At 36.1% G+C, this 22,343-nt stretch carries 19 protein-coding genes; 18 read left to right on the top strand and 1 reads right to left on the bottom strand.

Translation table 11 applies throughout. The features are described 5' to 3' along the window. The first annotated feature begins 95 nt into the window (after positions 1 to 95). The 6 genes from ACS3UD_RS09865 (at position 96) to ACS3UD_RS09840 (ending at position 8,922) form a co-directional block, all read left to right on the top strand. Positions 96 to 551, top strand: a complete 456-nt coding sequence (locus tag ACS3UD_RS09865; RefSeq protein WP_308139773.1) for a hypothetical protein — start codon at positions 96 to 98, stop codon at positions 549 to 551. A gap of 62 nt (positions 552 to 613) precedes the next feature. Then, on the top strand, positions 614 to 2,026 hold the full coding sequence (locus tag ACS3UD_RS09860; RefSeq protein ID WP_308139774.1) for an aminopeptidase: 1,413 nt from the start codon (positions 614 to 616) through the stop codon (positions 2,024 to 2,026). A gap of 245 nt (positions 2,027 to 2,271) precedes the next feature. Then, complete coding sequence (locus ACS3UD_RS09855; protein ID WP_374049901.1) at positions 2,272 to 2,781, top strand: NADH-quinone oxidoreductase subunit NuoE family protein; 510 nt, start codon at positions 2,272 to 2,274, stop codon at positions 2,779 to 2,781. A 98-nt stretch (positions 2,782 to 2,879) separates the two neighbouring features. Then, positions 2,880 to 4,616, top strand: coding sequence for an NADH-quinone oxidoreductase subunit NuoF (locus ACS3UD_RS09850; protein WP_308140095.1), 1,737 nt, complete (start codon positions 2,880 to 2,882; stop codon positions 4,614 to 4,616). Between the two features lie 15 nt (positions 4,617 to 4,631). After that, positions 4,632 to 8,081: an FAD-dependent oxidoreductase gene (locus ACS3UD_RS09845; RefSeq protein ID WP_308139776.1), complete on the top strand. Its 3,450-nt coding sequence runs from the start codon at positions 4,632 to 4,634 to the stop codon at positions 8,079 to 8,081. 235 nt (positions 8,082 to 8,316) lie between these two features. Beyond that, positions 8,317 to 8,922, top strand: a complete 606-nt coding sequence (locus tag ACS3UD_RS09840) for a class I SAM-dependent methyltransferase (RefSeq protein WP_308139777.1) — start codon at positions 8,317 to 8,319, stop codon at positions 8,920 to 8,922. Between the two features lie 10 nt (positions 8,923 to 8,932). On the opposite strand, the gene ACS3UD_RS09835 is transcribed toward ACS3UD_RS09840, so the two are convergent. Beyond that, positions 8,933 to 9,784, bottom strand: coding sequence for a YihY/virulence factor BrkB family protein (locus ACS3UD_RS09835; protein WP_308139778.1), 852 nt, complete (start codon positions 9,782 to 9,784; stop codon positions 8,933 to 8,935). A 213-nt stretch (positions 9,785 to 9,997) separates the two neighbouring features. Between ACS3UD_RS09835 and ACS3UD_RS09830 the strand changes: the two genes are divergently transcribed. From ACS3UD_RS09830 to ACS3UD_RS09775, 12 genes are all read left to right on the top strand, one after another. Beyond that, positions 9,998 to 10,852: a 3-hydroxybutyryl-CoA dehydrogenase gene (locus tag ACS3UD_RS09830; protein WP_308139779.1), complete on the top strand. Its 855-nt coding sequence runs from the start codon at positions 9,998 to 10,000 to the stop codon at positions 10,850 to 10,852. Between the two features lie 173 nt (positions 10,853 to 11,025). Continuing rightward, entirely contained in the window at positions 11,026 to 12,696 is a 1,671-nt protein-coding gene (locus ACS3UD_RS09825; RefSeq protein WP_308139780.1) for a glutamine--tRNA ligase/YqeY domain fusion protein, read from the top strand. 79 nt (positions 12,697 to 12,775) lie between these two features. Next, entirely contained in the window at positions 12,776 to 13,951 is a 1,176-nt protein-coding gene (locus tag ACS3UD_RS09820) for a class I SAM-dependent methyltransferase (protein WP_308139781.1), read from the top strand. Between the two features lie 26 nt (positions 13,952 to 13,977). Beyond that, positions 13,978 to 15,402, top strand: a complete 1,425-nt coding sequence (locus tag ACS3UD_RS09815) for a sigma-54 interaction domain-containing protein (RefSeq protein ID WP_308139782.1) — start codon at positions 13,978 to 13,980, stop codon at positions 15,400 to 15,402. Positions 15,403 to 15,499: 97 nt separating this feature from the next. Next, complete coding sequence (locus tag ACS3UD_RS09810) at positions 15,500 to 16,651, top strand: THUMP domain-containing class I SAM-dependent RNA methyltransferase (protein ID WP_308139783.1); 1,152 nt, start codon at positions 15,500 to 15,502, stop codon at positions 16,649 to 16,651. A gap of 133 nt (positions 16,652 to 16,784) precedes the next feature. Beyond that, positions 16,785 to 17,210, top strand: coding sequence for an NUDIX hydrolase (locus tag ACS3UD_RS09805; RefSeq protein ID WP_308139784.1), 426 nt, complete (start codon positions 16,785 to 16,787; stop codon positions 17,208 to 17,210). 9 nt (positions 17,211 to 17,219) lie between these two features. Continuing rightward, positions 17,220 to 18,167 carry a DNA-binding protein WhiA gene (gene whiA, locus ACS3UD_RS09800; protein ID WP_308139785.1) on the top strand — a complete coding sequence of 316 codons (948 nt, stop codon included), beginning with the start codon at positions 17,220 to 17,222 and terminating at the stop codon, positions 18,165 to 18,167. A gap of 10 nt (positions 18,168 to 18,177) precedes the next feature. Beyond that, entirely contained in the window at positions 18,178 to 18,444 is a 267-nt protein-coding gene (locus ACS3UD_RS09795) for an HPr family phosphocarrier protein (RefSeq protein WP_213925409.1), read from the top strand. 43 nt (positions 18,445 to 18,487) lie between these two features. Then, positions 18,488 to 19,231 (top strand): peptidylprolyl isomerase, encoded by a 744-nt coding sequence (locus ACS3UD_RS09790; RefSeq protein WP_308139786.1) that lies wholly within the window; start codon positions 18,488 to 18,490, stop codon positions 19,229 to 19,231. A gap of 253 nt (positions 19,232 to 19,484) precedes the next feature. After that, positions 19,485 to 20,936, top strand: a complete 1,452-nt coding sequence (locus tag ACS3UD_RS09785) for a helix-turn-helix transcriptional regulator (protein WP_308139787.1) — start codon at positions 19,485 to 19,487, stop codon at positions 20,934 to 20,936. A gap of 148 nt (positions 20,937 to 21,084) precedes the next feature. Beyond that, positions 21,085 to 21,432, top strand: coding sequence for a helix-turn-helix transcriptional regulator (locus ACS3UD_RS09780; RefSeq protein WP_308139788.1), 348 nt, complete (start codon positions 21,085 to 21,087; stop codon positions 21,430 to 21,432). Positions 21,433 to 21,451: 19 nt separating this feature from the next. Beyond that, positions 21,452 to 22,324 carry a hypothetical protein gene (locus tag ACS3UD_RS09775; protein WP_308139789.1) on the top strand — a complete coding sequence of 291 codons (873 nt, stop codon included), beginning with the start codon at positions 21,452 to 21,454 and terminating at the stop codon, positions 22,322 to 22,324. The last annotated feature ends 19 nt before the right edge of the window (positions 22,325 to 22,343 follow it).

Genomic DNA, 22,343 nt, shown 5'->3' with positions numbered 1-22,343 from the left:
AAAACTAACGTCCTACAAGTGACAAATAACGATAATAAAATTAACAGTGTCCCTCTATAATATTAAATGCACTTTAATATTTAGGGGGATTACATATGAAAAAAAGATTTATTTACATAATGCTGGCATTGTTGCTTTTTAGCTATAATTCCATTAGCGCATATGAATACCATGAAGAAATATCAGAGATTGAATGTTTGCTGAACCAAAGAATTGAAATTATGAACGACTTTCTTTACGGAGTCAAGGATATGAGATCCTTGGAGAATAAACTCGGGGAAATTGAGACAGGAAAACTTCTTGAAAATGATTTGGATATTTTAAGTAAAGTTGTTGATAATCCTACAGATTATGAACTTGCAATGAATGTTAAGGTGGATAAAATCAACAGTCTTGAACGAGTTGAGGATGGCATATGCATAAATGCAGATTTAATTTGGCAGATGAGAGGATATGACGGAGAATTCAACGTGGTAAGAAGCTATGATGTCAAATGTGCAGAAACAGAAAATAGACTATATTTATCTGCCCTGGTGATAATAAATGATTAACAATTCATTTTAAGGGGCATAACTAAATACATACATATAATATTAATATTTAGGAGACTAGAATGGATAACGATAAGCTGTTTTACAAAAAACATTTTATTTGGGAAAAATTAAATACCCAAGAAAAAAACGATGTCTTTAAGCTTTCTGACGATTACATGGCATTTATGGATGCCTCCAAGACTGAGAGATTGTCAGTAAAAGAAATTGTAAGAAGGGCTAAAGAAAGAGGTTTTATCTGCCTAGATGATGCAACTGAAATTAAACCCGGATCAAAAATTTACTATGTTAATAAAGAGAAAAATGTTGTTCTTGCCGTTATAGGAAAAGAAGACATTGAAAAAGGTATGAACATTGTTGGAAGCCACATAGATTCACCGAGAATCGATCTAAAGCAAAACCCGTTGTATGAAAAGCACGGCATGTCTTTGCTTAAGACTCATTACTACGGAGGAATAAGAAAATATCAGTGGGTTACTATTCCTCTTGCTCTTTACGGCACGGTTGTCAAAGCAGACGGAGAAGTTCTCCATATATCCATAGGTGACGATGAAAATGATCCTATATTCTACATAACTGATTTACTGCCTCACTTAGCTAAGGATCAAAAAGATAAAAAGCTGTCCGAAGCTATTGAAGGAGAAGGACTAAACGTAATAATAGGAAGTTTGCCTTCTTTAGGTGAAAGCGATGAAAAGGAAAAAGAAAGCAGGAAATTTAAACTTAATGTACTTAAAATATTAAATGAAAAATATGGAATGATTGAAGAGGATTTTCAAACTGCAGAGTTTGAGATAGTTCCTGCAGGCAGAGCAAGAGATGTAGGGATTGACAGAGGGATGATTATGGCTTACGGGCATGATGACAGAGTATGTGCATATACGTCTCTAAAAGCCATACTGGAGCTGGAAAATACTGAAAAAACAGCCATTGCACTGTTTGTAGACAAGGAAGAGATTGGAAGCGTCGGTAATACTGGAATGCATTCTTTGTTCTTTAGCAATATGGCTGCTGAATTGATTGCAATGCAGAATAAAGGTAATTACTGTGAGCTTAAGCTTAAAAGAGCTTTGGCAAACAGCAGTATGCTTTCGTCAGATGTGGCGGCAGGAGTAGATCCTACATATCCTCAAGTTTCAGAGCTGCAAAATGCGCCCATTATGGGTCAAGGTGTTGCAATGGTAAAATATACGGGAAGCAGAGGCAAATCAGGTGCTAATGATGCAAATGCGGAATATATAGGAAGGCTGAGAAAACTGTTCAATGAAAACAATGTTATTTGGCAGACGTCAGAACTTGGAAAGGTAGACCAGGGAGGCGGAGGAACAATCGCATATATTATGGCAAGGTACAATATGGATGTGGTTGATCTCGGAGTTCCTGTCTTAAGCATGCATGCACCGTTTGAAATAATTTCTAAAACAGATTTGTATATGACATATAAAGCATATAAGGCGTTCTACAACAATTTTTAGTACGAATAACAATATATGGAATAAAATCTAAGGGGCTGTTGCACAGTGAAGTGCGCAGCTCTTTTTCTTGCTAGCAATATTTTTAAGCAAAATGGGGACAGATTTCACCATTGAGGATGTTTTGAAGCAATTTTTATATAAATTAGTAAAATGTCAAATTTATTCTAAAAATATTTCCATACATCGTTATTGATTGACATTTTTTATTGCTGAATATATAATATAGGTTGTTTAATATTTTTAATATGGAGGTCAATAAATTGCAGAATGAATTTATACAATCAAAACATAAAGAATTTTCTGAACTGAAAAAATTCATTGATTCGGTAAAAAATTCACAAGGAATATTAATGCAAACGCTTCAAAAGGCACAAGATATATTTGGATATCTGCCGCTGGAAGTACAGCAGTTTATATCGGATGAAACTAATATACCTTTAGCAGACATTTATGGCGTTGTTACTTTCTATACTCAATTTACTATAGAAGAAAAAGGCAAGCACCGGGTTGGTGTCTGTCTAGGAACGGCATGCTATGTAAAAGGTTCACAGGATGTTATTGATAAGCTGGCTGATGAATTGGATATTAAGGTAGGGCAAACAACAGAGGATAAAATGTTTACTCTTGAAGCAACAAGATGTCTGGGATGCTGTGGTTTGGCTCCTGTTATGACAGTTGACGAAGATGTATACGGCAACGTGGACCCTAAAAAGGTCCCCGAAATAATTGCTAAGTATAAGAATCAGGAGGTGTAAGCTTGAAGACGCTAGATGAATTAAAAGCTTTGAAGGAAGAATCCATTAAGAATTTAGACAAAAGCGGTAACGATAAAGAAATAAGAATAGTTGTCGGAATGGCAACCTGTGGTATATCAGCCGGGGCTAAACCTGTTTTAGATACGCTGGTAAAAGAAACAGAAGATAATAATTTGAACAATGTTAAAGTTGTTCAGACAGGATGCATAGGCATGTGCACATACGAGCCTATAGTTGAAGTATATGTGCCTGATAAAGAAAAGGTAACATATACACATGTCACTCCTGATAAAGCAAAATATATAATTGACGAGCTGATGGAAAAAGAAGCAGAAAATACTGCGGAAAAAACATCGCTTATGGACAGTGAGTTCTATAAGAAACAAAAAAGAGTAGCTCTCAGAAACTGCGGAATCATTAATCCTGAAAACATATATGAATATATAGCTAAAGATGGCTACATGGGTCTTGGAAAAGCTTTAACCGAAATGACTCCGTCGGAAGTTATTACATTAATGAAAAACGGAGGATTGAGAGGAAGAGGCGGAGCCGGATTTCCTACAGGTGTGAAATGGAGCTTTGCTGCTCCCAATAAAGCGGATCAAAAATACATCATCTGCAATGCGGATGAAGGCGATCCAGGTGCGTTCATGGACAGAAGCGTTCTTGAAGGTGACCCTCACGCTGTGCTTGAGGCAATGGCTATTGCTGGCTATGCCATAGGTGCTACAAAGGGATTTATATATGTAAGAGCTGAATATCCGGTAGCTGTAAAAAGACTTGAAATAGCTATTAGTCAAGCAAGAGAGCTTGGACTTCTTGGTAAGAATATATTTGAGTCCGGATTTGACTTTGATATTGAAACCAGACTTGGAGCCGGAGCGTTTGTTTGCGGAGAGGAAACAGCGCTGATGCAGTCAATAGAAGGTAAAAGAGGTATGTCTAGAGTAAAACCTCCATTCCCTGCAAACAAAGGTCTTTGGGGAAAACCATCTGTAATAAACAATGTTGAAACACTGGCTAACATTCCTCAAATTGTGTATAACGGACCGGAGTGGTTTAGAAGTTTCGGTACTGAAAAATCACCGGGAACAAAAGTGTTTGCATTGGGCGGCAAAATTAAGAACACGGGTCTTGTTGAAGTTCCTATGGGAACTACATTGAGAGAAGTAATTTACGATATCGGAGGCGGATGTCCAAACGGCAAGGAGTTTAAAGCTGTGCAGACAGGAGGACCTTCAGGAGGATGTCTGACTAAGGATCACCTTGATACTCCAATAGAGTATGAAACTCTTATGGCAGTAGGCTCAATGATGGGCTCAGGCGGAATGATCGTAATGGATGAAGACAACTGTATGGTTGATATAGCTAGATTCTTCCTGGAATTTACCGTAGACGAATCATGCGGCAAATGTACTCCATGTAGAGTCGGCACAAAAAGAATGCTTTCAATATTGGAAAAGATAACGTCCGGAAAAGGAACAATGGAGGATTTGGAAGAACTTGAAAGCTTGGCTCAAAGCGTAAAAGATTCATCGCTGTGCGGGCTTGGACAGACCGCTCCTAATCCAGTTCTATCAACACTGAGATATTTCAAAGATGAATATATTGCCCATGTTGTGGATAAAAAATGCCCGGCTAAGCACTGCAAGGCATTGTTGACCTTTGAGATTGACAAGGATAAATGTACGGGATGTACTTTATGCTCCAGAAAATGTCCGGTTAATGCTATCGATGGCACTGTTAAGAATCCTCATGTCATCAATCAGGAATTATGTATAAAATGCGGTAATTGCTACAGCGTATGTAGATTCGGCGCTGTGGAGAAGAACTAAAAGGGAGGAGCTAACGTGGCTATAGTTAAACTTAATATAAACGGAAAAGAAGTAACGGCCGAAGCTGGGAAGACTGTATTACAGGCGGCTTTGGAAAACAATATAGAAATCCCGCACCTGTGTTTTGACGAAAGACTGGAAGTATACGCAGGCTGCGGATTGTGCTTGATTGAAATAGAAGGACAGCCAAAAACAGCAAGAGCCTGTGCTACACCCGTTTCAAACGGACTTGTGGTAAGAAGCGATACTAAGAAGGTTATCGAAGCGAGAAACACTGCTTTAAATCTTCTTGTGTCACAGCATATAGGCGACTGCAAGGCTCCTTGTACCTTAAACTGTCCGGCTAACACTGATGTTCAGGGATATGTTGGGTTGGTTGCAAATAGGCAGCCGAAGGAAGCGTTGAAATTAATAAAAGAAAAGCTTCCGATGCCGGCAAGTATAGGAAGGGTATGTCCCCATCCTTGCGAAAAGGCATGCAGGAGACAACATGTAGAAGAACCTGTATCAATAGCATGCATAAAGACATTTGCTGCGGATTATGATTTGAATTCTGATGATGTATATATACCAAGTCTTAAACCTTCTACAGGTAAAAAAGTTGCAGTTGTTGGGGCAGGTCCTGCAGGACTGTCTGCTTCATATTTCTTGCTTAGAGACGGGCATGACGTAGAAATTTTTGAAGCTATGGAAAAGCCTGGCGGAATGCTGAGATATGGAATACCTGAATATCGACTGCCGAAAAATGTAGTTGATGCAGAAGTTGCGGTAATTGAAGAAATGGGCGCCAAAATAAACTATGGTGTAAAAATAGGAGAAGACATATCATTAGAATACCTTCAGGAAAAATATGATGCAGTATTTTTAGGTATAGGGGCATGGAAAAGCTCATCAATGAGATGCGAAGGAGAAGATACTCCCGGAGTATTGGGAGGAATTGATTTCTTAATAAAGGTTGCACAAAACAACCCTGTTAAGATAGGGAAAAAAGTAATAGTAGTAGGCGGTGGAAATACTGCAATGGACGTTGCAAGAACAAGCATACGTCTTGGAGCGGAAGAGGTAAGAGTTGTTTACAGAAGAACTGAAGCTCAAATGCCTGCAGAAGAATTAGAAATTAAGGAAGCAAAAGAAGAGGGCGTTATATTTTCATTTTTGTCCGCACCTGTACTTGTGGAAAGTGACGGAAAAGTAACAGGGTTGAAGTGCGAAAAAATGGTTCTGGGGGAGAAAGATGCATCCGGAAGACAAAGACCTGAGCCAACTGGTGAATTCGTGGTGTTTGAAGCCGATACTGTAATCGCTGCAATAGGCCAGGAAGTTGACTGCGGAAAAATCGATGTTGCACAGGGCAAGAAGAAAAATATCGTAATAAATGAAGGAACTTTTGAAACAAATATCAGAGGAGTGTTTGCAGGCGGAGACGCTGCAACAGGACCTAAAATAGCAATAGATGCAATTGCTCAGGGACAGCAAGCTGCAGGAGTTATCAGCAGCTACCTGGACGGCGCGATTATTCCTTACAAAGATATTCCTCTTGTATACACTGAAGTTACAAAAGAAGATTTCAAGGACAGAGAAGTAGTTCCAAGGGTAGAGCACAGAACAGTTGAGCCTGAGATAAGAAAATTCAACTTCCAGCCAATACTTCCTACAATGACAGAAGAAGAGGCAGTTAAAGAAGGTTCAAGATGTCTCGAATGCGGCTGTAAGGATTACTTTGAGTGTCAGCTTGTAGATTATATTAAGAAATATGAAGTTGATACTGTGAAATACCATGCTGATAATGAAAAGAAATTCCATGAAACAGATCATCCGTTCATTTCACAGAATGTTGACAAATGCGTGCTATGCGGATTGTGTGTGAGAACTTGCAACGAGGTTGTTGGGGCGTCGGCTCTAGGCTTTGTTGAAAGAGGAAATGAAACTTTCGTTGCTCCGGCATACGAACAAGGCTTAAAGCTTACAAGTTGTATATCCTGCGGACAGTGTATAGATGTGTGTCCAACAGGTGCTTGGCTTGACAGAAGAGAAAATATAAAAGAAATACCACTTGATTTAACTGAGACAAAATCAGTATGCAGTTACTGCTCAGTAGGATGCGAAGTGGTTTACGAGCATAAAGACAATGTAGTATACAAGGCTTCAAGCCCTAAGGAAAATGAAATTCCTATGTGTGGTAAGGGAAAATTCGGAATTGAGCATATTAATAACGAAAATAGACTGCTTGAAGCTAAAGCAAGAGTTAAGGGTGAGCAGACATCTGTATCGTTGGATACTGCTTTATATGAGATTGCTAAACGCTTAAGAAATGTACAAAACATGTACGGAGAGAATCAGGTGGCATTTGTAGTTTCTCCTAAACTTACCAATGAAGAGCTCAAGAAGCTTAGTTACGTTGCAACTGAGTTGGGTACTGAGTACATGGGTTCGTTTACAATAGATTCTGAACCGGGAATTGAAACTGTGCTTGGAGAAAACAAATCAAATGTAACTTTGAACGAGTTGGATGCAGCTGACTTGATAATTTCAGCAGGACAATTGTATGAACATCATCCTGCAGCTGGAATGAAACTTAGAAGATTGTCTGTTTCAAAGCCTGTTATATCGGCATCAACGGTAAAAACAAAGGCGGAAAATTGGGCAAAGAAGGCAGATGTTAAGGAATATGAACTTTTCTTTGCAGCTGTTCTCAAAGCTTTGATTGAAAACGGAACAATCAAGAAAGAAGCTGTAAAAGGCTTCGCAAACGGAGAAGAGCTTCTTAGTTCAATTGATAAACTTGAACAGAACAAATCCGCTGAGGAAGTTGCTGAAAGCATCAAGAAATCTAAAAAACCTGTTATAGTAGCCGATGAGAATACTATTGGCAGCAAGGCTCTTAAGATTTTGGCTGACATAACAGTATTGATGGGCAATAAAGATAAACCTCACAGAGGTCTTATAGTTCTTAAGGCAAAAGCAAACAGTCAGGGAGCTTGGAACTTAGGATTCAGAACTTCAGGAAAAGCGGTTAAGGATGCCCTCATAAACAATGAAATAAAAGGCCTTGTTGTAATAGGTGAAGACATAATAGGCAATGTACCTGAGCTTAAGAAGGCAGCAGAAGGATTGAAATTCTTCGCGGCAGTTGATATAATGGAAAATGACACAACAAAAGCTGCGGAATATGTTCTTCCTCTTTGCAGTATTGCTGAAAGCAGCGGCACAATAACAAGTGCGGACGGAACAGTTAAAAATGTTGTTGAAGCTATAAAACCGCTTACGGGTATGTCAAACATGCATATGTTTGAGAAGCTGGCAGAACTGCTGAATGCAAAATCTGTTGCTTATGAGGCTCCGAAATATGAAACGGCTTTATATGTTCCGGAATTTGAAGGAAAAGAAAAAGAATATGAAGTATATGATACTGTAGAAAAAGCATTTTTGGAAAAATTAAAAGAAAATTGCGTAAAAGCTAATTAATTGTTAAACAAATCCGCATAAAGAACCGTACAATGAACCTGTTAAGCTTCATTGACGCTGCTTTAAAACATAATTGGGACGCATAAAATGACTCCCTGTTCGGGTTTGAATTAATTGATGAGATTTCCTAGTAAGACGGTGTAATACGTTTTGAGGAAATCTCATTTTTATTTTAATTATTCTTTAATAATAGGTAAAAATAAGCTATAATAAACTATCATTACAAGGAGGAAGTATGGAACAGTATTTTACAAAAAATCCGTCAACAGAAAAGGAATTATATAGATTTGACTGGAACATAGGCGAGAAAAGATTTTATTTCAATACAAGTAACAGCGTATTTTCAAAAAATGGAATGGATTTTGGCTCGATGCTTCTTGCTGAAACAGTAATAAAGGAAAATAAAGAATTTGACGGACATATATTGGACCTTGGATGCGGTTATGGGCCCGTAGGTATTGTCCTTGCAAATTTTTTGGGAAAATCTACAGTAACTATGTCGGATGTTAACGAAAGAGCACTTGAGCTCTGCAAAATGAATGCGAGAGAAAACAATGTTGAAAACAGAGTGAGAGTATTAAGCTCGTCAGTATTTGAAAATATAACTGATAAGTTTGACATGGTGGTTACTAACCCTCCAATCAGGGCAGGAAAAGATGTGGTATTCTCATTTTACGAAGGCGCGTACGATCACTTAAATCCCGGCGGGAAACTTTATGTGGTTATACAAAAAAAGCAGGGAGCTCCGAGCACAAAGACAAAATTAAAGAGCCTGTTCGGCAATTGTGAAACAGCTGATAAAAAATCAGGATATTTTATATTAGTATCAATAAAATCATAAATGTCTTGTGCTATGGCTTATTTTTAAATACATCTGATTTTTTTCTATTCATCCTTACCAGCAGGCCGTTTATTTCTGCTCCGGTCAGGAATATTGCCGAAAGTATAAAAACCCAAATTAAAAATACTATCACACCGGATAAATTTCCGTAAATAAAATTATAATATTTTGCCTTTGTGCTTATATAATTTGAAAAAATCATTGATCCCAATATGAAACCTGCTGTTGAAAATACAGATCCCGGAAAGACAAATGAAAATTTCACCTTTTCATATGTAAGAAACTTGTACGCCGCCGAAAATATAAAAAACATCATAAGAATAGGCATCAGGTATCTGAATACATCGATAGTTGGTAAAATAAGCTCAGAAAATAAATTAATGCTTTTAAGTAGCAAAATAATTTCCTTCCCCAGAACTATGAGAGTAAATATTACCATGGTGATGAACATTAATGCTACCGTAAATACAATTCCCTGTATCCTCATAAACAGATAGTTGTTTTTTATGGTGAAGCCGTAGGCTCTGTTTATACCGTTGATTATCGATGCGCTTCCCGCTGTAGCAGACCATAAGATAACAATAAGGCTGGCTGAGAAAACAGGCTTAGAGCAGCTGTCTAAGGTGCTGTGAACTACATTTGATATGATACTGTATGCATCGGCTGGAAATATTTTTTCCGCGGAGTCTAATATATAATATATGTAGCTGCTGAAATTGCACATCATTGACATAGCCATAATGAGAAACGGAAATATTCCCAGTACGATGTAGTATGAAAATTGAGCGCTGAAAGAAAAAATATTATCATCTTTAATTCTGGATGCTAAATTTGATATAAATACAAATAGTTTTTTCCACATAAGTCACCATTAAATACAATATTTTATAAATATAATATAACAGTTAAGCAAGCAGAAAGCAAAAAAAATTAGCGATCTGCTTATATATTATGAGCAGATTTTAAAATTATATCAATTGAAGGAATGCTAAAAACATCAATTGTAATTATTGCATTTAATAAAATTGAATGCTATAATAATTTCAGGCAAAAAATGAATATTTAGGAGGATTAAATGGAGATTAAGAAAATTTGCGTTGCAGGAACAGGAACGATGGCAAAAGGTATTATACAAACCTTTGCACAGGCAGGATATCCGGTTGTAGTTAAGGGAAGACAAGGGAAATCATATGATAGCTTAGAAGATACAATAGGCAAAGGGCTGGCTAAATTGGTTGCAAAAGGCAGAATGGAACAGTCCGCTATGGATGCAACATTGGCAAACATAACTAAGGTTACTGATTATGCTGAATGCAAGGATGCTGATTTGTTTATTGAAGCAATAGCAGAAGATATGGAAATAAAGCATAAGGTATTTGCAGAAATTGAGGCAGTTGCAAATGAAGATGCTATATTATCAACCAACACATCTTCACTGTCAATAACAGAAATTGCATCTAAATGTAAAAGACCAGGAAATGTTATAGGAATGCATTTCTTTAATCCGGTTCCTGTTATGAAGTTAGTTGAAGTAATAAAAGGAAAAGTTACGGAAGAAGAAGTCCACAGTGCTATAGTTGAACTGTCGAAAAATATAGGCAAAACTCCTGTAAGTGTTGATGAAGCTCCTGGATTTGTTGTTAACAGAATACTTATTCCTTTGGTTAATGAAGGTGTTGGTATACTGGCTGATGGCGTTGCAACTAAGGAAGAAATTGATGCAGCTATGAGACTTGGAGCCAACCATCCTATGGGGCCGCTTGAGTTGGGAGATTTAGTAGGCTTAGATGTATGCCTGGCAATAATGGAAGTATTGTATAACGAATTTGGTGATCCAAAATACAGACCGCATCCGTTGCTTCGCAAAATGGTAAGAGCAAATCTGCTTGGAAGAAAAACAGGTAAAGGCTTTTATGATTACAATAAATAATACAAATAAAAATTAGAGAACAGCAAACGCTGTTCTCTAATTTTTATTTGTAAATAGGGTTATAATAAGCATAATTGGAATTTTTAGCTTGAAATAAATATTGCCATTAAGTATAATAAAGAGAAATTACAATTTATAAATAAGGTTAATTAATATATTACAAGGAGGAAGAAATGAGCGATAACAATACTGAAAACAGGGAATCGGTTAATTTCATACAAAAAATAATTAATGAAGACCTTGAAAATAAAACATACGGAGACAGGGTACATACTAGATTTCCTCCGGAGCCAAACGGTTATCTTCATGTCGGCCACGCAAAGTCAATATGCCTTAATTACAGCCTTGCAAAGAAAAACAACGGTATTTTTAACTTGAGATTTGATGACACAAACCCAACAAAGGAAGATGACTCATTTGTTGAATCTATAATAAAAGATGTTAAATGGTTATGCCCAGACTGGAAAGAAAGAATATTTTTTGCTTCTGATTATTTTGGCAAAATGTATGATTATGCTGTTGAACTGATAAAAAAAGGGCTAGCCTATGTTGACGATTTATCAGCTGATGAAATAAGGGAGTACAGAGGTACACTTACAGAACCGGGAAAGGAAAGCCCATACAGAAACAGAGAAATTGAAGAAAATCTTGAACTATTCTCTAAAATGAAGAATGGGGAATATGGAAACGGCGAAAAAGTTCTCAGAGCAAAGATCGATATGGCAAGTCCGAATATAAACATGAGAGATCCTGTTATTTACAGAATACTCCATGAGGATCACCACAACACAAAGGATGAATGGTGCATATATCCTATGTATGACTATGCCCATCCCGTGGAGGATGCAATTGAAGGAATAACACATTCAATATGCACGCTTGAATTTGAGGATCACAGACCATTTTATGACTGGGTTCTGAGTAATCTTGACGATTTTAAGGCTGCTCCTACGAAACAGATTGAATTTGCCAAGCTGTTTTTAACAAAGACAATGATGGGTAAAAGATACCTGAAACAAATGGTGGAAGAAGACTATGTAGACGGGTGGGATGATCCGAGAATGCCTACCGTGGCAGCTTTGAGGAGGAGAGGTTACACTCCTGAAGCTATACAAAATTTCTGTGAAGCCATAGGGGTTTCAAAAGCCCAGAGCGTAGTAGATATAGCTATGCTTGAGCACGCGGTTAGAGATGATCTCAGCATGAAAGCTCCCAGAACAATGGCGGTTTTGAATCCATTAAAGCTGATTATTACCAACTATCCAGAGGATGAAGTTGAATACATGGAATCCGAAAATAATCCCGATAATCCTGAAATGGGAACCCGTATGGTGCCTTTCTGCAGGGAATTGTACATAGAAAGAGAAGACTTTATGGAAAATCCTCCGAAAAAATATTACAGACTGTTCCCGGGAAACGAAGTTAGACTGAGAAATGCTTATTTTGTAAGGTGCGAGGATTTTGTTAAGGATGCTGATGGAAACATAACAGAAATTCACTGTACATATGATCCGGAAACCAGAAGCGGATCAGGATTTAAGGGAAGAAAGGTTAAAGGAACAATTCACTGGGTATCGGCAAGGCACAGTATTGATGCAGAAGTAAGACTGTACGATTATATGATGGAAGATCAGGATTATGACAAGACAAACTTTTTAGAGAAATTAAATCCAAATTCCAAGATAATTCTTAATAATTGTAAAGTCGAGCCTTCAATGAGAGAAAGAAATGTAGGTGACAGGTTCCAGTTCATGAGACACGGATATTTTATAATTGACAGGGACACTACAGATAAAACACTGGTGTTTAACAGAATAGTGCAATTAAAGAGCAGCTATAAATAATTTGGACATTGGACCTCTCGGGGACGGTTCTTTTAGGAACGTCTCTGAGAGGTCTGTTGATACCGAGAAGGGTGATATTTTGAACATACAAGAAATAATTGAAAGCAGCCTGGATGAAAACAAGTTCATATACTGTGTTTTTACAACTCCAAGAAACAAATCAGAAAACCCATACAAAAAAATAATCGCAAGACCCATTTCCATTAAAAATGAAAATATAATTCAATTTGAGAAATTTACCGAAAAACAAGCTTTTCACGATAACCTTGCATACGAGCAGGCTGCCGGCGAGATGGTTAATTTAATAATAAATGAGTATCGCAATATAAATTTGTTCACTGAAGATGCGGATTTTCAGCTCATGGTGAGCAAAAAAGGAAGAGTGAAAGTTATTGAAAAGGAAGCTACAAAGACATTGGAAATTGATAGTCACAACAAGAAAAAGAAGTATATAATCAATGAGAATGAACCGTGTGACTTTTTAATAAATTTGGGAGTTATGACAAATGACGGAAAAGTATATGCGAAGAAATACGATAAGTTCAGGCAGATAAATAAATTTTTGGAAATAGTTGATGATTCCTTGAAAGGAAAAAATATCAAGGATGATTTCATGATTATAGATTTTGGCTGCGGCAAGGCATACCTGACATTTGCCTTATATTATTATTTCTATTTTATAAGAAAAATCAATGTTAAAATCATCGGACTGGATTTAAAGGATGAAGTTATAGAATTTTGCAATCGTACGGCAAAAAAACTTGAGTACGGAAATCTTGAATTTATTTACGGAGATATACAAAATTTCCAATATAAATCTGATGTTGACATGATAGTAACTCTCCATGCCTGCGATACCGCAACTGATGCAGCATTGGCTAAAGCTGTTAATTGGAATACGGATATAATTTTGTCCGTTCCATGCTGCCAGCATGAGTTTTATGATAAAATAGAGAATAAACACCTTGAGCCCATGCTTAAACACGGTCTGATAAAAGAAAGAGTTTCATCCCTTGTAACGGATTCGCTTAGAAGTTTATTTTTGGAAACGAAGGGGTATAAAGTTCAGCTAATGGAATTTATAGCAATGGAGCATACGCCCAAGAACATACTGATACGTGCCGTAAAAACAGGCAAAGGCAACCCGAAGGCGGTAAAAGAATATGAGAATTTCAAAAATGTTTGGAATTTGAATAATCTATTCATAGAAGAATATTACGAAAAAATTCAAAATGATAACAGTACAAATGTCTAGCTTATCATGAGATTGCAGGTGGTTTTATGACCTTTGAGCATAGTTTTAACAAGCACGACAAAGAAATATTTGAATATATATTTGATAATATTCCGGATTCAATAACTATTGTTGATATGAGCGGAAAAGTAATTTTTTTTAATAAAATGGCAGAGGAATACTTCGGAGTTCTTAGAAACAATATTATTGGCAAAGATATTAGAGAATTTTTTCCAAACGCTATTCTTCCTAGGGTTCTTGAAAGCAGGACATCATTCCATAATATTTATAATAATCCAAGGGAAAACAGCTTTGTTGTATCAAGTGCAGTACCGCTTGAAGACAAGGGCGGCAATATGATGGGTGCGCTGGTTATAGACCGAGACATAACAGAAATCTTCAAGTTGAGCGAACTTCTTAATAAAACACAATCAAATCTGCTGAAACTGGAAAAGGAATATTCAAAAATCAAATCTGCTGGAGAGGCGTATTTTTCAAAAATTATAAGCAACAATGCTAACTTTATTGAAATAATTAATCTGTGCAAGAATATATCAAAATCACCTTTAAACGTTTTGCTGAAGGGAGAGAGCGGAACAGGAAAAGAACTGTTTGCGAAAGCTATCCATTACGAAAGCGGCAGGCAGGGAAAGTTTATTCCTATTAACTGCAGCGCCATACCCAGGGATTTGTTTGAAAGTGAACTTTTTGGATATGAAGCAGGAGCATTTACCGGAGCTAGAAGTGCTGGAAGAAAGGGAAAGTTTGAAGAGGCTGAGGGTGGAAGCCTTTTTCTTGATGAAATTGCAGACATGCCCATAGAGCTTCAGCCAAAGCTTTTAAGAGTTTTGGAGGAAGGTGTGGTAACAAGAGTCGGTGGAAATAATCCGAGAAAAATTGACGTGAGAATTATTTCTGCTACCAACAGAGATATAAGGGCATTAATCAAAGATGAGAAATTTCGCAGCGACTTGTACTACCGCCTTGATGTTTTTCAAGTCAATATACCGCCTCTCAGAGAGAGAAAGGGAGATGTAGTCCTTTTGGCGAATAAATTTATACAAGAATTTTGTATGGAGCAGGGTATAAATATCATAGAAATTCCCAATGATATTTTAAATATATTTTTTGAATATCATTGGGAGGGAAATGTCAGAGAGCTTCGGAATGTAATTCAGCGGTCAGTAATATATGCATCCCAAAGAGGTAAAAATAAAATAGAAATAGAATTTCTGCCTCACCACATGCAAGATATAAAGGTTGATGAAATCAAAAAAGTTATAGATGTAAATGAAATTAAGAGACACGAAATCGGTTTGGAAGAATATCTTGAAAAAATAGAAAAAAGAATAATACAAAAGACCCTTGAGGAGTTGAATTTCAACAAGACGGAAGCTGCAAAACACTTAAAGCTTCCAAGGGCGACGCTATATTACAAGATGGAAAAATACAATATAAAAATAAATGTATAATAGATAATGGCTGAGAAGTAATTGCATTACAGCAACAAAAGTTTGTCGAATTACGCTTATAGCGATGTCGTTATACGATTAAATTGAAAGGATTACAATGGAAAAAATAAGATTAGCTGCCATATCTGCCTTTGGTTTAGAGGCAATAGTTAAAAGAGAACTTCATGATTTGGGGTACGATGACGTAGTGACAGATAACGGATGGATGTACTTTGATGCCGAAATTGATGATATTCCTAGAACAAATATAAACTTAAGGTGCGCAGACAGGGTGATGCTTGTTATGGGTCAGTTTGACGTGTACACGTTTGAAGAACTGTTCGATAAAACCTATGAGCTTCCCTGGGAAAAATGGATTTCTGAGGAAGGAAAGTTTACGGTAAAAGGGAAGAGTGTTAAATCTAAATTGTACTCTACCCCGGACTGCCAGTCCATTGTTAAAAAAGCAGTATCCAAAAAATTGTGCCAGGAGTATGGCAGGGAATGGATGCCGGAAACTGGAGCTGAATTTACAATACAGATATCAATTCACAAGGATGTTGCAACTCTTACAATCGATACAACTGGGGCAAGAGAAGGATTGTTCAAGCGAGGATACAGAGAAAAGTCTACAATGGCTCCATTAAAGGAGACTATGGCTGCTGCATTGGTAAAGCTCAGCTATTGGAATAAGGACAGAGTTTTGTACGATCCCATGTGCGGTTCAGGAACAATTGCTATTGAAGCTGCCATGATTGGAAGAAACATTGCGCCGGGACTTAATCGAAAATTTGCATCTCAGGGATGGCCAGTAGTCAAGGAAGAATATTGGAAAAATGCAAAAGTTGAGGCAAGAAGGAAAATTGACCTTGATTCTGACATTAAAATTTTTGCCTCTGATATAAGCAAAAAAGCAATTGAAATCGCTAAGGAAAATGCAATAGAAGCCGGAGTTGACGACTGTATTGATTTTTTTGTGAAGGATGTTACGAGGATAAGAGAGCCTATGTGTCCTAACGGAATATTGATAACAAATCCTCCGTACGGCGAGAGAATAGGTGAGACAGAAGAAATACATAAGATTCATAAAAAACTGGGGCAGGTATTCGGCAAAGATAAGACATGGTCCACATATGTAATAACGTCAGTTGATTCTTTTGAAAGAGACTTTGGTAGGAAAGCAGATAGAAAAAGAAAGTTGTTTAACGGCGATGTAAGAGTGGATTATTATCAGTACTATGGAAAAAAGCCTGAAAGAAACAATGACTAGGTTATATCAGCGAAAATTTTCATTATAAAAAAGTTGAAATACAATCATTTTTATTGTACACTGTAAATATATATTTGATTTTTTTCAATATTGTGATATTATATAAACTACAATATTGAAAGTTGGAGCAAATATGGTTGTAGAAGTAAGTGCCGGAGGAATTGTTTTTTTCAAGAACAGCATATTGATGTTAAGAAAATTTAACAGAGATTGGGTCCTTCCAAAGGGAAGAGTTGAGAAAAATGAATCCTTGAAGGAAGCAGCTTTGCGTGAAGTTTATGAGGAAACGAGGGCAAAGGTTACTACCATTAAATATCTGGGAAAAATAAGCTATGAGTTCAATAGAACCTGCTATATGGACAGAGTCCATATAAACAAAGAAGTACATTGGTATTTAATGATGGCACGAAACATGAACTGTGTCGCTTTAAAAAACGAAGGATTTGTGGAAGCAAAATTTCTTCCGTTTGAAAGATCATTGGCAATTGCACGTTATGATGATGAAAGAAAAATCATAAAAAAAGCTGTTGAGGATATAAAATTTCATTGTTACAAGTAGGGTGATTACATGACTTTTTCATCTAAACTAAAAGAAGAACTGTCAAGAACAGAAATAAAAGATATAGTCAGTGCAAAGGCTGAAGCGGCAGCTTTTGTAAGAACAATGGGTTATATTACCCTTAAGGGTTTTAATAAGATGAAAGTTGAGTTTTCTACAGAGAACGCTGCGATTGCGAGACGTATTTTTAAGCTTCTTAAGGTGGCATTTGAAATTACTACACAGGTAAGCGTTGAAAAAACCAACAGATTGAAAAAGCATAACAATTACATCATAAAAATTGAAGAAAATCTTTCAAAGAAGTTTTTGCAGGAAACAGGATTAACAGGTAATGATCTTAATATAATGACTTTTGACTATGGAGTTCCCAAAAGTATTGTAAGAAGTGAAGCATCTAAGAGAGCTTATGTTAAAGGAGCTTTTATGGGATGCGGCAGTGTAAGCGATCCTGAAAGATCTTATCATGCTGAGTTTGTAAGCAATAAGGAGGAGCACAGCAGAGGAATTAGAGAATTGCTTAAGAGTTTTGGCATAAATGGTAAGACTATATTTCGTAAGAACTATTATGTGACTTATATAAAGGAAAGTGAACAGATTTCCGACCTGCTGGCATTAATGGGTGCTAACAGTGCAGTACTTGAATTTGAAAATGTAAGAGCAGTTAAAGAAACAAGAAATCAAATAAACAGAGTTATAAATTGTGAAACTGCTAACCTTGATAAGATAGTTGACACTTCGATGAGACAGATTAACAGCATTAAGGTATTAAAGAAGCATAAAGCTATTGATAAACTTCCGGATCACTTGAGAGAGCTTGCTTATTTGAGACTGAAGCACACCAATGCGAGCTTAAAAGAACTGGGCGAAATGCTAGACCCACCCCTTGGAAAATCAGGTGTTAATCATAGATTAAGAAAAATTGAAGAAATTGCTAAAGATTTTGAACAAGAGAAATGAGGTGAATATAATGAGATCACAAAAAGTAATTTTGAAAAATAAAATTGGACTACATGCGAGACCGGCAGCTATATTTGTAAAAAAAGCTAGAAACTTTGACAGTGAGATAATTATAAAAAAAGGCATTCAGGAAGCTAACGGCAAAAGCATAATCAGTATTATGGCATTAGGTGCAATGAAGGGCGATGAACTTATAATATTAACAAAAGGTTCAGATGAAGACAAATGTATTTCTGAATTAACTAATCTATTAGAGTTCATGGAAGAAGAAGAATAAAAGGAGGGTATTGCCCTCCTATTTAATTGATAAGGGAGAAATAATGGATAATAAAATATTGGCAAAAGTAGATGGAAGAGAAATAAGGGAATCAGATTTAAATAATCTGATGAAGAATTTAGGACAGAACGCAGCATATTTCCAAGGTGAAGAAGGAAGAAAAAAACTGGTTGATGAGCTTGTTATGCATGAGCTTATGTATTCAGATGCTGTTGAGAAGGATCTTGATAAAGATGAGGAATTTATTGAAGTAATGGAAAACATGAAAAAATCCATGCTTCAGCAGTACAGCCTCAGAAAAATGTTCAATGAAATATCAGTTTCGGAAGAAGACATAAAAAACTATTATGATAGTCACAAGGAAAAGTTTGTAACTGATGAAATGGTTCAGGCAAGTCATATACTTGTAGATTCAGAAGAAAAAGCAAACGAAATACTTGAGGATATAACAGATGGTCTTTCATTTGAGGATGCTGCAGCACAATATTCAAGCTGTCCTTCAAAACAGGCCGGTGGATCATTAGGAAAGTTCGGAAAAGGACAAATGGTTCCTGAATTTGAGAAGGCTGTTTTTTCAATGCAGGTTGGAGAAATCAGTGAGCCTGTTAAAACACAATTTGGTTACCACATAATCAAACTTACAGATCATACTACAAAAAGAAGCTCCAGTCTTGAAGAGGTTCATCAGGAAGTTAAAGATGCATGCTTCATGGAAAAACAGGAACAGTTATATGCGGACAGAAAAGCAGAGCTAAGCAATAAATACAGCGTTGAAGTCATAAAATAATCATCTAAAACAACCGCTACACAGTCTTTTTAGACTGCGCCTCCAAGCTTAAATTATCAAGTAGATTTTAAGCATAAAATTATTAAAATGTCAATAATTTTATATTAATGTATTAATGTAGAATTTATTCTGTAAATATATTATAATAAAGATAAGTTAGGATATATACAATTATTACATGACATTATAGAGGTGTAGTCTAAAACAGCACTTAATATAATATAGTTTAGAAATCTAATGTAGTGGTGAAACTATGAAAATGTCAAATATACTTGAGCTTGTCAAAGTTATGTTTATCCCGGTCAATAAACTTAATTTTAAACACATTACTAAAAAAAACCTTCCTTTTTTTATTGGTTGGATTAGTATGTTTATTTGGCTTTACTCATATTTTTTGCCATTTGGAGAATTTCGCTTTGAAAGTAATCTATACAATGAAAAGGTGGGAAATCCATTTTTATTCACCTGCGTGTGGCTTATTGTATGCCCATTTATCACAGTTTTATTTGACGGACGTAAGTACGTTCCAAAAACATTTTATAGTGTTATTATTGCTATAGTTTGTTTTTTAGGCATAAGATTTGTTCCCAGCGGAATGGTATCACAAGCTATCCTGGTTCTTGGTTCTGCCTGTATAGGACATGTTTTTGCCTCAAGTTGCTATTCTTTTTTTATGGTGTTAAATAATTCTGAAAAATTTTATGCTATGATATTGGCTGTATTGTTACCAAAGTTACTTATGTTCTTTCGACCGATGCTAAGCAGCCCTGAATCCAAGGTTGACGGTGCTACAATTTTTATAGCCTTAATTCTAATAATTCTTGCAGTTTGTTCGTTTTTATATAGAAACAATATAGATAATATGCCTAAATCCGGCACAGTTAAAGTTCCATCTAAAGCCTACTACTTGATGCCGGTTGTTTTTATTGTACTTGGGCTTAATGATGTTTTAGCTCCTGCGACCATACGAAACCTTTCGGGATTGGCATCTCACAACGTAGAAAGTCTGTACTTTTACGGAGTGCTTATAGGATCTTCTTTTCTTATATTTGTTCAAAAAAAATTTTCCGTAAATATTTGTAATATGCTTAATGTTTCGTTTGCTCTTACTGCCATCGGTTTCGTTTTCAGTCTTATACACCATGAAAATTTAGTAATGGGTTGTGCTTCGATTATTTGCTTTGGAGCGGCATATATGATTGGCTTAACTAATATTTATTATTTAGCCGGTTTTATGGCTAAAAAGTTTCAAAGCGTCTTGTTTTACCGTATAGGTATTGTATTATCATCGCTTTATTACTTCTCTGGGTTGTCAATTGTCGCACTTTCAAAAAGTACGATTTATATTATACCCGGTAATTTCATGGCGCTGTTTTCTATTATTGTTATCATTGTGTTTTTTGCTTTATCGCCGGTATTTCTTGAAATGCTGTATGGTGGAGAGTGGATAGACGATACATACCGCCTAGATGTTACAATGTGCACGCGTTTAGAAGCTAAACTTAAAGATTTTAAACTGACACCTGCCGAAACAGAAGTTTGTAAGTTGCTGCTTAACGGATATTCCCTAAAACAGATTGCAGCTATAGAAGGCAAAGCGTATGCAACTATAAACACCTATTATGTTTCGGTTTACAGAAAACTTGGCATACAAAGTAAAGCTGAGTTGATGATTTTATTCAAAGAATATATCACAACTAGTTAAATGCTAAAATTCAACCATTTTTAGCCCCTCAATAATTCTATTGAGGGGCGTTTTTGTGTGTATCAATAAAACTCATGAATTGTTGGAATAAGCTTTTAAAATTAAAATGAAATTACATTAGTATAGTAATGGAGGTGATTTCAGTGGGGTGATTAAAAAATTTAAAAATATATTTACAAAGAATAAAACAAAAAAAGAGAAAGAGAAAGAGGAAGCAAAAAATGAAGAACATTTGGAAATTACAGATCAAAAAATGCTCCTCTATAGCAAAGGATTAGAACTATCAGTACCAGAAAAGAAAAAACTGGTGAAAACTTTAACGTCCAGAGAAAAGGACACTTATTTGCTGCTTATTGAAGGATATACATTAAAAGAAATCGCCGAACAACTCTCAGTTTCATATTCAACTGCTAACACGCATCAGGCTAATATATATAGGAAGTTAGGAGTTAATACTAAAGCTGAGATAATTATTAATTTTAGAAATATAAAATGACGAAAGGAGGTTTTATTAAGTGAAAAAAATTTTAGGAGCAGTCTTAATTGTATTTATGATTGTTGGAATGTTTACAGGCTGTGGGGAAAATATAACTATTGATGTTCCCTTAACATCTGAAAATGAGGAAAATGAAGTATCATCGGCGATTGATAAGATTTCTGAACCAGTCAATCCTGAGCCGGATAATTCTTCTAAAAGCAAGAGCTTTGACAAAATATCTGATTTCATTGATGCTGTAACAGAAATCGAAGGAATACATGAGAAGGTGATTAATGAATATGAAAATATACCTGTTATAGAGATACCTGCTGCCTTTATGCCCTTGGCGACAGCGTCAATGTATGAATTGTTAAATATGGATAACAAAGATGGTCGTTTTGAGGGAACGGGTATGATTTCCGGTTTTCAGGAGTTTATAGAAAAGAATGGAAGAGTATATAGCTTTGGACGTGATGATGTACGAGAAAAAGACGGCTTTACCCCTTATGACAAGGCGGGTGACAGATTGGTTGAAAATGGCTCGTTTGACGGTAACAAAAACCTTTTTCATACAGAGAGCTACTCAGAGCGAAATAGTGCATTAATCCAAAAAACAAGTGTATACTGTCTGTTGACGAACGATGATACTGTCATTTTACTTTATCAATTCGGTAATAATTTTGATTCAAGAGGAGAAGCAATTAAGGCTGATCATGCTGTATTCCTGACAGTAAGCAAAAACCATTATGATTTTGTTTTGGCTCAAAATACTACAGGAGCAGACTTTCAAGTTTTACCGTTTAGCATAACTACCACAGAAGAAGCTAAAAAGCTTTTCATGGATAATGGTTACAAAATTGATAAGACAGGTGGAATTTATGACGGGAAATATGAAGTAACAACAAATTAATTTTAAGGAGTGAATGAAA

It is taken from the genome of Sedimentibacter sp. LTW-03 (assembly GCF_052059825.1).
GTDB lineage: Bacteria > Bacillota > Clostridia > Tissierellales > Sedimentibacteraceae > Sedimentibacter.
The sequence above is the reverse complement of the archived record's forward strand: the minus strand, read 5'-3'. Positions and strand labels throughout refer to the sequence as shown.

Coding starts and splice junctions, on each gene's coding strand:
- ACS3UD_RS09855 (WP_374049901.1), top strand. CDS start 2,272: ATGGAGGTCAATAAATTGCAGAATGAATTTATACAATCAAAACATAAA.
- ACS3UD_RS09810 (WP_308139783.1), top strand. CDS start 15,500: ATGGAAAAAATAAGATTAGCTGCCATATCTGCCTTTGGTTTAGAGGCA.
- ACS3UD_RS09830 (WP_308139779.1), top strand. CDS start 9,998: ATGGAGATTAAGAAAATTTGCGTTGCAGGAACAGGAACGATGGCAAAA.
- ACS3UD_RS09815 (WP_308139782.1), top strand. CDS start 13,978: ATGACCTTTGAGCATAGTTTTAACAAGCACGACAAAGAAATATTTGAA.
- ACS3UD_RS09835 (WP_308139778.1), bottom strand. CDS start 9,784: ATGTGGAAAAAACTATTTGTATTTATATCAAATTTAGCATCCAGAATT.
- ACS3UD_RS09850 (WP_308140095.1), top strand. CDS start 2,880: ATGGCAACCTGTGGTATATCAGCCGGGGCTAAACCTGTTTTAGATACG.
- ACS3UD_RS09865 (WP_308139773.1), top strand. CDS start 96: ATGAAAAAAAGATTTATTTACATAATGCTGGCATTGTTGCTTTTTAGC.
- ACS3UD_RS09795 (WP_213925409.1), top strand. CDS start 18,178: ATGAGATCACAAAAAGTAATTTTGAAAAATAAAATTGGACTACATGCG.
- ACS3UD_RS09790 (WP_308139786.1), top strand. CDS start 18,488: ATGGATAATAAAATATTGGCAAAAGTAGATGGAAGAGAAATAAGGGAA.
- ACS3UD_RS09825 (WP_308139780.1), top strand. CDS start 11,026: ATGAGCGATAACAATACTGAAAACAGGGAATCGGTTAATTTCATACAA.
- ACS3UD_RS09860 (WP_308139774.1), top strand. CDS start 614: ATGGATAACGATAAGCTGTTTTACAAAAAACATTTTATTTGGGAAAAA.
- ACS3UD_RS09805 (WP_308139784.1), top strand. CDS start 16,785: ATGGTTGTAGAAGTAAGTGCCGGAGGAATTGTTTTTTTCAAGAACAGC.
- ACS3UD_RS09840 (WP_308139777.1), top strand. CDS start 8,317: ATGGAACAGTATTTTACAAAAAATCCGTCAACAGAAAAGGAATTATAT.
- ACS3UD_RS09785 (WP_308139787.1), top strand. CDS start 19,485: ATGAAAATGTCAAATATACTTGAGCTTGTCAAAGTTATGTTTATCCCG.
- whiA (WP_308139785.1), top strand. CDS start 17,220: ATGACTTTTTCATCTAAACTAAAAGAAGAACTGTCAAGAACAGAAATA.